At 67.9% G+C, this 13,076-nt stretch carries 11 protein-coding genes; 8 read left to right on the top strand and 3 right to left on the bottom strand.

The annotated features are described in order from the left end of the window. Positions 1–2: 2 nt before the first annotated feature. From ureG to C8K36_RS18610, 4 genes are read left to right on the top strand one after another with little or no spacing between them, the layout of a single operon-like run. The gene (ureG, locus tag C8K36_RS18625) at positions 3–647 is read left to right on the top strand and encodes an urease accessory protein UreG (RefSeq protein ID WP_107985998.1); all 645 of its coding nucleotides are present in this window, start codon (positions 3–5) and stop codon (positions 645–647) included. Further along, on the top strand, positions 644–1,549 hold the full coding sequence (locus tag C8K36_RS18620; protein WP_258195486.1) for an urease accessory protein UreD: 906 nt from the start codon (positions 644–646) through the stop codon (positions 1,547–1,549). The genes ureG and C8K36_RS18620 overlap by 4 nt, the downstream gene beginning before the upstream one ends. Before the next feature lie 5 nt (positions 1,550–1,554). After that, positions 1,555–2,604: an urea transporter gene (yut, locus tag C8K36_RS18615; protein WP_107986063.1), complete on the top strand. Its 1,050-nt coding sequence runs from the start codon at positions 1,555–1,557 to the stop codon at positions 2,602–2,604. Between the two features lie 48 nt (positions 2,605–2,652). After that, positions 2,653–3,396: a GAF and ANTAR domain-containing protein gene (locus C8K36_RS18610; RefSeq protein WP_258195485.1), complete on the top strand. Its 744-nt coding sequence runs from the start codon at positions 2,653–2,655 to the stop codon at positions 3,394–3,396. A 14-nt stretch (positions 3,397–3,410) separates the two neighbouring features. Here the strand turns inward: C8K36_RS18610 and C8K36_RS24595 are convergent, their stop codons facing one another. Continuing rightward, a complete protein-coding gene (locus C8K36_RS24595) occupies positions 3,411–3,647 on the bottom strand; it encodes a hypothetical protein (RefSeq protein WP_146176506.1) in 237 nt (78 codons plus the stop codon). Positions 3,648–3,828: 181 nt separating this feature from the next. Then, a complete protein-coding gene (locus tag C8K36_RS18605; protein ID WP_181319630.1) occupies positions 3,829–5,376 on the bottom strand; it encodes a bifunctional 3'-5' exonuclease/DNA polymerase in 1,548 nt (515 codons plus the stop codon). Between the two features lie 138 nt (positions 5,377–5,514). Between C8K36_RS18605 and C8K36_RS18600 the strand changes: the two genes are divergently transcribed. Beyond that, positions 5,515–6,465, top strand: a complete 951-nt coding sequence (locus C8K36_RS18600) for a DUF808 domain-containing protein (protein ID WP_107985996.1) — start codon at positions 5,515–5,517, stop codon at positions 6,463–6,465. A gap of 20 nt (positions 6,466–6,485) precedes the next feature. Here C8K36_RS18600 and C8K36_RS18595 read toward each other — a convergent pair whose 3' ends face one another. Then, positions 6,486–8,441 (bottom strand): acyl-CoA dehydrogenase family protein, encoded by a 1,956-nt coding sequence (locus C8K36_RS18595; protein ID WP_107985995.1) that lies wholly within the window; start codon positions 8,439–8,441, stop codon positions 6,486–6,488. 489 nt (positions 8,442–8,930) lie between these two features. Here C8K36_RS18595 and C8K36_RS18590 point away from each other — a divergent pair, with 489 nt between their 5' ends. From C8K36_RS18590 to C8K36_RS18580, 3 genes are all read left to right on the top strand, one after another. Beyond that, positions 8,931–9,869, top strand: a complete 939-nt coding sequence (locus C8K36_RS18590; protein WP_107985994.1) for a LysR substrate-binding domain-containing protein — start codon at positions 8,931–8,933, stop codon at positions 9,867–9,869. A gap of 70 nt (positions 9,870–9,939) precedes the next feature. After that, complete coding sequence (locus tag C8K36_RS18585) at positions 9,940–11,592, top strand: NAD-dependent malic enzyme (RefSeq protein ID WP_107985993.1); 1,653 nt, start codon at positions 9,940–9,942, stop codon at positions 11,590–11,592. Positions 11,593–11,748: 156 nt separating this feature from the next. Next, the gene (locus C8K36_RS18580) at positions 11,749–13,074 is read left to right on the top strand and encodes an MFS transporter (protein ID WP_107985992.1); all 1,326 of its coding nucleotides are present in this window, start codon (positions 11,749–11,751) and stop codon (positions 13,072–13,074) included. The last annotated feature ends 2 nt before the right edge of the window (positions 13,075–13,076 follow it).

Genomic DNA, 13,076 nt, shown 5'->3' with positions numbered 1-13,076 from the left:
CGATGAAGAAGACCACGCGCATCGGAATCGGCGGTCCGGTGGGATCGGGCAAGACGGCCCTCATCGAGGCGATCACCCCCGAGTTCATCGACCGCGGCACAAGCGTGCTGGTGATCACCAACGACGTGGTCACGACCGAGGACGCCAAGCACGTGCGCCGCGCGCTCAAGGGTGTCCTGATCGAGGAACGGATCGTCGGGGTCGAGACGGGCGCCTGCCCGCACACCGCGGTGCGTGAGGACCCCAGCATGAACCTCGCAGCGGTCGAGGACATGGAACGGATGTTCCCCGGTACCGATGTGGTGTTCATCGAGAGCGGCGGCGACAACCTGACCCTCACGTTCAGTCCGGCGCTGGTCGACTACTTCATCTATGTCATCGACGTCGCCGCCGGGGACAAGATCCCCCGGAAGAACGGCCCCGGCATATCGCAGTCCGACATCCTGGTGATCAACAAGACCGATCTGGCCCCGTACGTGCACGCCGATCTCGGGGTGATGGCACACGATTCGGCGCTGATGCGAAACGGGAAGCCGTTCATCTTCACCAACTGCATGACCGGTCAGGGAATTTCGGACGTGGTCGACCAGATCGTGCACGGCGTGCTTTTCGACAGCCCGGGCACGCCGGAGACGGCCTCGACGTGAAGGTTCCGTCCGTCCCCGAACTGGACCCGTATCAGGACGAGCCGCGGCAAGCGCCGTCCGGGCGGATCGGCAAGACCGGAATTCTCGAGATGCGATTCGAGGATCGAGGCGATCGGTCGATCCTGGCGCACCTGTATCGCAAGACCCCACTGTTGGTGCAGCAGGCGTTGTACTGGGACGAGGCGCTGCCCGGGATGCCGTGTGTGTACATGATTTCCACGTCCGGGTGTGTGCTGCAGGGTGATCGGCTTCGTATCGACATCGATATGGGCCCCGGATCGATGGCGCACGTGACAACGCAGTCCGCCACCAAGGTGCACGAGATGGACGCCAACTTCGCATTCCAGCAGCAGACGGTGACACTGGCGTCGAACTCCTACCTGGAATTGATGCCGGGCATGACGATTCCGCATCGGCACGCCCGCTTCGTTGCATGCACCGACGTCACGGTGGAGCCCACGGCGACGCTGCTGTTCTCGGAGATCACGATGCCCGGCCGCAAGCACCAGCGCGGCGGGGAACTGTTCGAGTACGACGTGTACTCGACGGCGGTCACCGCGAAACGTCCCGCCGGAGAACAGTTGTTCGCGGAGAAACTGCTGATCGAACCCGCCCACCGGCCGATCCGCCTCGCCGGGGTCATGCGGGACTACGACGTGTTCGCCAACGTTGTGCTGCTCACCCCGAAGGAGCACGCGGATGCTGTCCTCGACCGCATCGCCCCGGGCCGACACGACGCGGTGATCGCGGGCGCGAGTCGATTGCCCCACGATGCCGGGCTGATCTACAAGGTACTGGGACCGGAGAGCGCCCCGGTGCGCGCGCAGGTGCGCAAGTTCTGGGCGTCGGTACGCGCAGTGGTGCTCGATGAGCCCATTCCTCCTGTACCGCTCTGGGGTTGATCGTCGTGTCCACGATCGGAACGGCCTGGAACCGGGCGGCGGAACGAAACGCCGTCGTACGTTTCGTGGACACCAACCTCGAGGGCGCCGGTCAGGTGATGCTGCAGGGCAACGCGGCCACCGGTCTGCTGTTCGTGATCGGCATCTTCTGGGGTGCGATCGCCACCGGTTCGGTCCCGGTGGCGATCGGCGCCGTGGTGGGTCTGATCGTCGCCACGGTCACGGGCATGCTGTTGAACTCCGACGATGCATCGATGCGGGCGGGACTGTACGGGTACAACGGAATTCTCGTGGGTGCCGCGATTCCCACCTTCCTGGCCGGCGGCTTGATGCTGTGGGTGTACCTGGTGGTGGGTGCCGCGGCTTCGACCGTCGTGTTCATGGCGACCGCCAACGTGTTCAAGACCTGGGGTGTACCGGCCCTGACGTTCCCCTTCAACCTGGTGATGTGGTTTCTCGTCCTGGCCGCCTTCCAGTTTCTCCGCGTCCGGACGTCTCCGCTGGCCGCGGCGCAGTTCCCCGAGCCCATCGAAAGCTCCGCGGCCCACACGGACATCACCGTCGGATTTCTGTGGAACACGCTGTTCCGGAACGTCTCCCAAATCTTCCTGATCAACGACACCGTCACCGGGATCGTCTTCGTGATCGCGCTGCTGGTCGCGTCGCGGTGGGCAGCACTGTTCGCTCTGATCGGATCGGCGGTCGCGATGACGGCGGTCCTCGTCCTCGGCGCCGACACCGCCGCGATCGGCAACGGACTGTACGGGCTCAGCGCGGTCCTGACCGCGATCGCACTCGGTTCGGTGTTCTACGAACCGTCGTGGCGGGTGCTGGTCTACACGATCTTCGGGGTCCTCGTGACGGTCGTCGTGCATGCCGCGCTGCTGTCCGCGTTCGCGCCGATCTCGCTGCCGGTGGGCACCGCCGCGTTCGTGTTCGCCGCGTGGCTGTTCCTGCTCCCGAAGAGACAGTTCGTCCCGGTCCAGCACGCCACCATCCGGGGTGGCGCCGCGGAGTCGGGCCGAAGCCTTCCGGCGGCGGAACGACCGGAATAAAATCGACGGCGCGGCGGACACATCGAGACGGCGAATCCGGGGGCACCGGTGAGTGACGAACGAGAGATTCCGGACGAAGAGTCCGATCTGAAGGACAGTGTCGACGAACTCACGACGTCCTTCCAACAGTTGTCGAGCCTGCTCGACGACCTCGGTGAGTTGGAGCGCGTGCTCCAGTGCCTCGTCGAGTGCGCGATCCGGATCGTGCCGGACGCCGACATGGGCGGGGTCACGCTGCTGCGCGACGGCAAGGCGGAGACCGTCGCGGCGACAGATAGTCGGGTACGCGAAATCGACAGTACGCAATATGATCTCGGTGACGGGCCGTGCCTCCTGTCCGCTCGTGAACAGGAGGTCCAGAACGTCAGCCGGGAGGAACTTCGCCGCCGATGGCCCGAACTGGCCGAGGCGGCGGACGGCCACGAGATCGGCAGCATCATCGCATCGCCGCTGACCCTCGACGACCACGTGAGCGGATCGTTCAATCTGTACAGCGCTGCCGACGACGGCTTCCGCACGCTGGACGAGTCGCTGATCGAGGCGTTCACGACCGCGGCGATGACTGCGCTGCGTCAGACGCAGCGTTACGACGGGGCGCGGCGGTCCGTCCGCCAGTTGCAGGCTGCACTGCAATCGCGGGCGTCGATCGACCATGCGATCGGGGTGGTGATGGCGCTGCACGGGGTGGGGCCCGAGGCGGCCTTCGACCGGATCGTCACGACGTCCCAGCAGAGCAACACCAAACTGCGCGACGTCGCTCAGCAACTCCTCGACAAGATCGATCGGTCGTAGCCCGCGTCCGCCGGTCAGATGAGAACTGCAGCGGCCACGACACTGAGCAGAATGAGCGCGGCGGCGGTCGCGGCGAGAAGGGGCGAGCCGCCGAACAGCAGTGTCACCGCAGTGACGGCCGCGGCCGAGAGGAGCGCGATCCGCAGGGCGCAGCACCATTCGCGCGCGACAGTGTCGCGGCCGTCGGGCACTCGGGTGTCGGGTCCGGAGGACGTCGTCAGCTGCCGACCTTCCGGCCGAGACGGCGACATGTGCGATGACGGGACAGAGAACGTTTGGGTCATGGGTGCCCTCACTGAGTACCTACACGGAGGGGACGCGAGCGGCAGCTCATCGGCGGCACGTGCTCCCCTGGCGCCGGCTGTCTGCCCAACCTGCATCTCAACGGTAACGGTCGAGCGTGACCTGGGGCAATGCGCCGCCACCGAATCGTTATCCAGCGTTCGAAGGCGCCGGTGCGGCGTAACAATCCCGAATCTCCACGTCCATGGGAAACCGTACGGGCGTATCGCCGAACAGGAGTCGCGTGGCCGCTTCGGCTGCGGCGAGGACGTGCGCGGCCGCGGCGTCGGGGTGGCGGCTGTGCACCATCACCTCGTCGTGCTGGAAGAACACGAGTTCGCCGTCGCCAGGTGCGGCGGCGAGGCGTCGGCGCAGATCCGCGAGCAGACACAGCGCCCACTCCGACGCCGTGGCCTGCACGACGAAGTTGCGGGTGAAGCGGCCGCGCGCGTGCGCGTCCCCGTTCGACCACCACTCGGAATCCGGCGGGGGACAGGCGCGCCCGAGCCGGGAATGGACCACCTCGCCGCGCTCGCCGGCGCGGGCGGCGTCCTCGACGAACTGCACGGCCGTCGGAAAACGCTTGCGCAGCATGGCCAGGAGTGCGCGGGCGTCCCCGGCGGTCGCCCCGTACAGGACGCCGAGGATGGCGACCTTCGCCTTCGCGCGGTCCCCGTTGAAAGCCTCCGCTGCGACGGGGGAGTACAGGTCGTCGGCGCCTGCGGCGGCCATCATGCGCGGGTCGGCCGACATCGCGGCCAGGATCCGCGGCTCGAGCTGTCCGGCGTCGGCGATCACGAGGGTGTGGCCGGGTTCGGCGATCACGCTGGTGCGCAACGCCTTCGGAATCTGTAGTGCGCCGCCGCCGCGGCTGGCCCAGCGTCCGGACACCACGCCGCCGGGCACGTACACCGGCCGGAAGCGGTCGCCCCGGACCCACGCGTCCAGCCATGTCCAGCCGTTGGTGCTGTGCAGCTTGGCCAGGTCGCGGTAGCGCAGCAGCGGTTCGACGGCCGGATGATCGATCTCCCGCAGCAGGTACGCCCGGGTCGACTGCAGTTCTATTCCGTCGCGGGCGAAGGCGGCGACCACCTCGAGGTGCGACGCCGGATTGACCTGTCGTCCGAACGCGGCGCTCACCTCCTCGGCGACCGCGCGCAGACGGTCCGGCAGCATGTCGTCCGGCACGCGCGTTCCGAGCGCGTTCTCGAGCAGTGCCCGATGCGCGGCCGCCGAGAACGGCAGGCCGTCGAAACCCATCTCGGCCGCCGCGAGCCCACCCGCGGATTCGGCGGCCACCAGCAGTCGCAACTGCGGATCGCCCTCGACAGCCTCGGCCTGCCGTCGGTGCCGCCCGAGCACCACGTCGGGTGCCGTCCACGGGATCGCGTCGAACAGCCCCAGTCGGTCGTCGACAGGCGCCTCGGCGACCGGAACGAACCGTCCGGCCCGCGCGTCCAGCAAAGCCCCGGTGAGTGCCAGATCGTGGCTGCGCTGCACGCGCACACCGGCCGCCAGCAGCAGTGGGTACACCCGGGCGGTGTCCTCCCACACCCAGCGGGGATGCTCGGTCGCCTCGATCTCCCGGACCGTCGCCGCGACGTCGGCCGTGCGCCGCGGCGCTTCCACCGGATCGCCGGACTCGTCGGTCCGGATCAGCGTGGCACCGTCGCCGTCGGGGACCAGCACTGTTCTCACAGCGACCAGTGTGCGCGACGGCACCGACACGAGGGTGTCGGGAGGGCGGGGCCACCTTCGCCGGGCCGATCACCTGGGCCGGGTACCGTTTCGTTCGAGCCGCGATCGGCTCAGCGCATCCGAACCCGGGAGGTTCCCTTGGCTGGTGGTCTAGTCGCCCTCTTCGACGACGTCGCAGCGATCGCGAAAGCGGCGGCGGCATCCATCGACGACGTCGGGGCTGCTGCCGGCAAGGCCAGCATCAAGGCGGCCGGGGTGGTCGTGGACGACACCGCCGTCACGCCCCGCTACGTGCACGGCTTCTCGCCGAAGCGGGAGCTGCCGATCATCCGCAAGATCGCGATCGGATCGATCCGCAACAAGCTGCTGATCATCCTGCCGGTCGCGATGATCCTCAGCCAGTTCCTGCCGCAAGCACTGCCCTATCTGCTGATCGCCGGTGGTCTGTTCCTCTGCTACGAGGGCGCCGAGAAGGTCTACGAGGCGCTCACCGGTGGTCATCACGAGGACGAGGACACGACGGCGCCGCAGGACGGACCCGAGCGCGAGAAGGCGATGGTCGGCAGCGCCATCCGCACCGACCTGATTCTGTCCGCCGAGATCATGGTGATCTCCCTGTCGTCGGTCGAGGACGAACCGTTCTTCACCCGACTGATGGTCCTCATCGTCGTCGCGATCCTCATCACCATCCTGGTGTACGGCGTCGTCGCGCTGATCGTGAAGATGGACGACGTGGGCCTCGCACTCGCCCAGCGCAACTCGACCGTCAGCCAGCGCGTCGGTCGTGGCCTCGTGGCCGCGATGCCGAAGGTGATGTCGGTGCTCACCGTCGTCGGGATCGCCGCGATGCTGTGGGTCGGCGGCCACATCCTGCTCGTCAACGTCGGGGAGGCCGGATTCCATTGGCCGGCAGACCGCCTCCACGATCTCGAGCACTGGTTCGGTGAACTCGTGCACGGCGGCTTCGGCGGCGTCCTGTCCTGGACCGCGGGCACCGTGGCATCCGCAGTTGTCGGACTCGTCATCGGCGCGATCGTGGTCCTGGTCGCGCATCTGATTCCGAAGCGGAAGAACGCCGCGGCGCACTGACGGGGGAGGAGCCGCCGTCATCACGACGTTGAGGCGGCTCCCTCGACGGTCGCGGTCGGGAATCGGCGCGCCAGGTTCGCCTCCGTCGACGGCCCCGGCGCCCAGGAAGCGATCCACGGCCCGGTGCCCTCGGTCTGGTCGAGCACACCGGCTTCGAGCCAGGTGAACTCGCCGCCGAGGACGCTGCGTGCGACCCGGTGGTCGGTGTCGTCGGTGTTCTCCCACAGCGCCGCGAACAGGCGGTCGATCCGCAGTCGCGACTGCTGACAGAACGCGTCGGCGAGATCCACGGCGGACGCACCGCGGACGGAATCCTCGGTGCGGTCCATCTCGGCGCGCACGCAGGCAGCGGACATCGCGAACAGTTCGGCCCCGATGTCGACGACGCGACCCAGGAACGACTGGTGCTTCTCCATCCCGGCCTGCCAGCGCGCCATCCCGTAGAACGTGGACCGCGCGAGCTTGCGGGCGTTGCGCTCGACGAAGCGCAGATGCGTCGCCAACGAACCGAATTCACCGTACGACGTGGGCAGCTGGCCCTTTCCCGAGATGAGATGCGGCAGCCACTTGGCGTAGAAGCCGCTGGCCCCGAGTGCCGCTCTGGCCTTGTGCTGCAGGTCGGCGTCGGGATCTGCGAGGTCACCGGCCGCACTCAGGTGCGCGTCCACCGCCTCGCGCGCGATGAGCAGTCGCATGATCTCGCTGGAGCCCTCGAAGATCCGGTTGATCCGCAGGTCGCGCAGCATCTGCTCGGCCGGCACGGCGCGCTCGCCCCGCGCCGCCAGAGACTCGGCGGTCTCGTAGCCGCGGCCGCCGCGGATCTGGACGAGTTCGTCGGCGATCGTGCACGCCATCTCACTGGCCCACAGCTTGGCCAGCGCCGCCTCGATGCGGATGTCGTTGCGGCCCTCGTCGGCCATCTGGCCCGACAGCGTCAGCGTCGCCTCGAGCGCGAACGTGGTGGCCGCGATGAACGAGATCTTGGACGCGACCGCGCCGTGTTCGCCTACAGGGCGGCCCCACTGCACTCGCTCGGCAGACCACTCGCGGGCGATCTTGAGCGACCACTTCCCGGATGCGGTGCACAGTGCCGGGATCGCGAGCCTGCCCGCGTTGAGCGTGGTGAGCGCGATCTTGAGGCCGTCGCCCTCGCGTCCGATCAGATTCTCGGCCGGTACCCGCACTCGGTGCATGCGGGTGACACCATTCTCGATTCCACGCAGGCCCATGAACGAGTTGCGGCGTTCGACGGTGACGCCGGGGGAATCGGCCTCCACCACGAAGGCGCTGACACCCCCGCGATTCCCCTCAGTCCGCGGCACCCGCGCCATCACCACCAGTAGTTCCGCCACCACGCCGTTGGTGGTCCACAGCTTGACGCCGTCGAGCAGGTAGGCGCGCCCGTCCTCGACGGGAGTGGCAGTCGACGCCATCCGGGCGGGATCCGAGCCGACGTCGGGTTCGGTGAGCAGGAACGCCGAGATCGCGCCTTTCGCGCAGCGCGGCAGGAACTTTCGCTTCTGCTCGTCGGTTCCTGCCAGTTTCAGCGGTTCCGGGACGCCGATCGACTGGTGTGCCGACAGCAGTGCCCCCAGGCTCGCGTGCACCGAACCCACGAGCATCAGTGCCCGGTTGTAGGCCACTTGCGACAGGCCAAGGCCGCCGTACTCCTCCGGGATCTTGAGCCCGAAGCAGCCCAGTTCGGCGAACCCACGGACGTAGTCGTCGGGGATCAGCGAGTCCCGCTCGATCACCGACCCGTCCAGGCCGTCGCAGTAGTCGCGAAGTTTCACGAGAAACCGCTCGGTGCGGGCGGCGTCGTCGGGCGTCGGCACCGGGAACGGATGGACGAGATCGAGTCGGAACCGGCCGAGGAACAACTCCTTGGCGAAGGACGGTTTGTCCCACCCGCTCTCGCGGGCCTCCTCGGCGACCGCCCGCGCCTGTTCCTCCGTCACCTCGGTCGGTGCAACCATGACCCGCCTCCTCGAAGAGCGCGATCAGAGAACCTATCGACAAGCTACTGGCGAGTATTCCCCTCGGCGGGCATCGGCGAAAGGGATCACCCCGTGCGGGTGAGGCGGTCGGGGTCCGATCGGCGTCCACGGTCGGCGCAAAATTCCGGCGAATCGGGGAGGTGCGGATATGCACGTCGTGGACGACTTCTGGTTCCGGTACGTCGCCGACATGGGCATCGCTTCGGACTACGACACCCAGACACGGTCGCTGCTGCGGACCGACAACCCCTACCCGAGTCCGATGAGTCCGAGCGGCACCGTCGTGCCCGAGGACGACGGGTCGTTCGTACTGTGGTTCGACCGCACGTGGGCACCGAGTGAACTAGTGGAAGCCGAGCCGGACCGGGACCGACCGGGCCTGGGTGCCCGCGTTCCCGCCGGTCCGGCCCGTCCGGCGGGGTGCGAGAATCGGTGCCTGGGAGGTAACCGGTGCCTGGGAGGTAACCAATGGTCAGCTCGGCAAGACCCCCGGCGTACACGATGCGTCAGTTGTTCGTGTTCGTCGCGGTCGCCGAGACCGGCACCATCCGTGCCGCGGCGGACCGGCTGCACGTGTCCCAGTCCGCGGTATCGCTCGCGATCACCGAACTCGAACGCGGACTCAAGTCGCAGTTGTGCGTACGCCGCCGTGCACACGGCGTCCAGTTGACCCCGACAGGCGAGCGGGTGTTGCTCCGCGCCCGAGCGCTGCTCGAGCAGGCCGGCGATCTCGCGTCCGAAGCGTCCGGAGCCGAAGGCGTGCTCACCGGACCGTTGGCGATCGGCTGCTACTCGTCGCTCGGTCCGACGCTGCTGCCGCGACTGCTCTACGAGTTCAACCAGCTGCATCCGCGGATCACGGTCGACTTCGTCGAGGACACTCAGGACCGGCTCGAGCAGCGACTGATCTCCGGTGAGTTGGACCTCGCGATCGTCTACGACCTCGACCTCTCGCCCGAACTGCGCCGCGCCCGCATGGACACCCGGCAACCCGCGATCCTGCTCCCCGCCGACCACCGTCTGGCCGACGCCCCGGTCGTCGAACTCGCCGAACTCGCCGACGAGCCGATGGTGCTGCTCGACGCCCCGCCCAGCTCGTTCCACGCACTGCAGATGTGCAGCCGCGCCGGATTCACACCGCAGGTGCGGTTTCGCCCCAAGAACTTCGAGACGGCGCGGGCCCTCGTCGGTCGCGGGTTCGGCTGGACCCTGCTGATCCAGCGGCCGCAACTCGACGTCACGTACGAAGGGCTCGGCGTGGTCGTGCGGCCGGAGGTGGAGCCGCCCGTGCCCGAAGTCGACATTCTCCTCGCGTGGTCGCAGGACGCACTTCTGAGTAGGACGGCCCGCGCCTTCGTCGAGTACGCCGTCGACGGCGAACCCGTCCCGTTCGGCCCCGGCGCGTAGGGATCCGCGGGACAATCGAACGGCCAGCGCGACCGCTCGGGAGACCGGGGCGGGACGACGAGGAGGCGCGATGACCGCACGACCCGCTGCTCTGACCGATCCCCTCCGCAACCGCGGGACAGCCTTCACTCTGGAGGAACGGGCCCGGCTGGGCCTCACCGGACGACTCCCCGCGGCGGTCGAGACGCTCGACCAACAGGTCGCCCGCGCGTACGGCCAGCTGGGGCGCTACGAGACCGCTCTCGAGAAGTACATCTATCTCGACCAACTGCACGACCGGAACGAGGTTCTCTACTACCGCGTCCTGGTCGATCACCTCACCGAACTGCTGCCCGTGGTCTACGACCCGACGGTGGGGGAGGCCATCGAGAAATGGAGCCAGGACTATCGCCGTTCCCGGGCGGTGTACCTCTCGATCGACAGGCCTCAGGATGTGCGGGCCTCGTTCGAGACCCTCGGCCTCGGCCCCGGCGACGTCGACCTGATCGTCTGCTCGGACGCCCAGCAGATCCTCGGCATCGGTGACTGGGGCGTCAACGGCACCGACATCTCGATCGGGAAACTCGCGGTGTACACGGCGGCCGCCGGGATCGACCCGGCGCGCGTCGTCGCCGTCAACCTCGACGTCGGAACCGACAACGAGCGACTCCTCGACGACCCGGCCTATCTCGGGAATCGGCACGCCCGCGTCACCGGCAGGCGGTACGACGACTTCGTCGCCGAGTACCTCGCGACGGCGTCCGACCTCTTTCCCCGCGCGCTGCTGCACTTCGAGGACTTCGGACCCGGCAACGCCCGACGCATCCTCGTCGCGAACGCGGCCACGTACCGAATCTTCAACGACGACCTGCAGGGGACAGGGGCGATCGTGCTGGCCGCCGTCATCTCGGCACTGAAGGTCACCGGGCAGTCGTTCGCCGAGCAACGGCTGCTCGTCTACGGCGCCGGGACCGCGGGCACCGGGATGGCCGATCAGATCCACGCCGCGATGATGCGGGACGGGCTGTCCGCGCAGGAGGCGTCGGACCGGGTGTGGCTCGTGGACGTCGACGGTCTCGTCATCGACGACATGAGCGGACTGCCGGACTACCAGCAGGTGTACGCGCGGCGTTCGGCCGAGGTCTCCGACTGGGAACGTCGCGACGGCCGGATCGATCTGCTCACCGTAGTGCGCCGGGCGCGGCCGACGATTCTCATCGGTACGTCCACCGACCACGGCGCCTTCACCCGGGACGTGGTCGAAGCGATGTGTGACGCCACCGACAGACCCGTCGTACTGCCGCTGTCCAATCCGACCGAGCGGATCGAGGCGCAGCCCTCGGACGTCATCGCGTGGTCGCGAGGCCGGGCCCTCGTCGCCGCCGGAATCCCGGTGGATCCGGTCCTGTATGGCGGCACCGAATTTCGGATCGGGCAGGCGAACAACGCACTCCTCTATCCCGGCCTGGGCCTGGGTGTGGTGCTCGCGGGAGCCTCCCGGGTCACCGACGGAATGCTGCGCGCGGCGGCGGAGGCGGTCGCCGGACAGGTCGACCCGACCACTCTCGGGGCGTCGTTGCTGCCTCCGGTCGACGACCTGCGTGCGTCCTCGGCGCTCGTCGCCTCGGCCGTCGCCGCGGCTGCCGCCGCCGACGGTGTCGCCACAATCACAGGAGACATCTCGGTCCGCGACGTGCAGGATTCGATGTGGAAGCCCGTCTACCCGGAACCGGACGCCGAGTGATCTCCAAACCTCGGAATTCCTGAGCATTTACCCCGCATTCTTGCGCTTTTCACTAGATGTGATCCAGGTCAAGATGTCCTGCAGGCCGCTCCGTCGGCATGCGTGCAGGTGGGGGTCTTCCCTGCGCGCCTCCAGAGTTGAAAGGCACACCGAACCATGACGGCAACCATGGCTGCGGCTCCGCCGCAGGAGCTGCACCGCAAGGCCCGCAAGGCCGCGCTCGGCAGCTTTGTCGGCACCGCGATCGAGTGGTACGACTTCTTCATCTACGGCACGGCTGCCGCGCTCGTACTCGGTCACCAGTTCTTTCCGAACTCCTCGGATCTGGCCGGCACGTTGGCGTCGTTCGCAACGCTGGCCGTCGGTTTCATCGCGCGCCCCATCGGCGGCGTCGTCATGGGCCACTTCGGTGACCGTGTCGGCCGCAAGTCGATGCTCGTCATCTCGCTGCTGCTCATGGGCTTCGCGACGGTCGGCATCGGCGTGCTCCCCAACTACGAGGCGATCGGCGTCTTCGCGCCGATCCTGCTGGTGACGCTGCGTTTCATCCAGGGTCTCGGCGTGGGCGGTGAGTGGGGCGGCGCTGTGCTCGTCGCCACCGAGAACGCCCCGGAGGGCCGCAAGGGCCTCTACGGCGCGGCGCCCCAGATCGGCGTGCCCGCAGGTGTCCTCGTCGCCAATCTCGTGTACCTGCCGCTGACCGCGTTCATGAGCGACGAGACGTTCAAGGCGTGGGGCTGGCGCATCCCGTTCCTGCTCAGCGCCGTCCTCGTCCTGGTCGCGATGTGGATCCGACTGGGCCTCGAGGAAAGCAACGAGTTCAAAGAGGCCAAGGACGACGAGAAGCCCGAGAAGCTGCCGATCGTCGAGGTCCTCACCAAGCACTGGAAGACGGTCCTGCTGGCCGGTGGCACGTTCATCGCCACCAACGGCATCGCGTACGCGTACATGGTCTACGTCCTCAAGTACGGCGAGAAGGAACTGGGCTTCAGCAAGACCACGATGCTGTTCCTGCTGATCGGCTCGTGCCCGTTCTGGATGGCCGGTATGGCGTTCAGTGCCTGGAAGTCGGACACCCTCGGCCGTCGTCCGGTCTACGTCCGCAGCTCGATCGCCCTGGTGATCGCCGCCGCCGTGTTCTTCCCGCTCATGGACACCGCTGTGCTGCCCGTCATGGTCGTCGCGATGATCGGCCTCGGCTTCACTCTCGGCTGCTGCGCGGGCCCGCAGTCCGCGCTGTTCGCGGAACTCTTCCCGCCGGCGATCCGCTACTCGGGCGCCTCGCTCGGCTACCAGATCGGCGCCATCCTCGGCGGCGGCCTCGCCCCGATCATCGCCACCGCGCTGTACGCGAGCTTCGAGACGTCGCTCGCGATCACCGGGTACTTCGTGCTGATCGCGCTGATCAGCCTCGCCAGCATCCTCGTGCTGAAGGTTCCCGGTACCAAGACCTCCCGTCCGATCGAGCAGGAAGCGGTCTGAGC

This window comes from Rhodococcus sp. OK519 (assembly GCF_003051005.1).
Lineage (GTDB): Bacteria > Actinomycetota > Actinomycetes > Mycobacteriales > Mycobacteriaceae > Prescottella.
The sequence above is the reverse complement of the archived record's forward strand: the minus strand, read 5'-3'. Positions and strand labels throughout refer to the sequence as shown.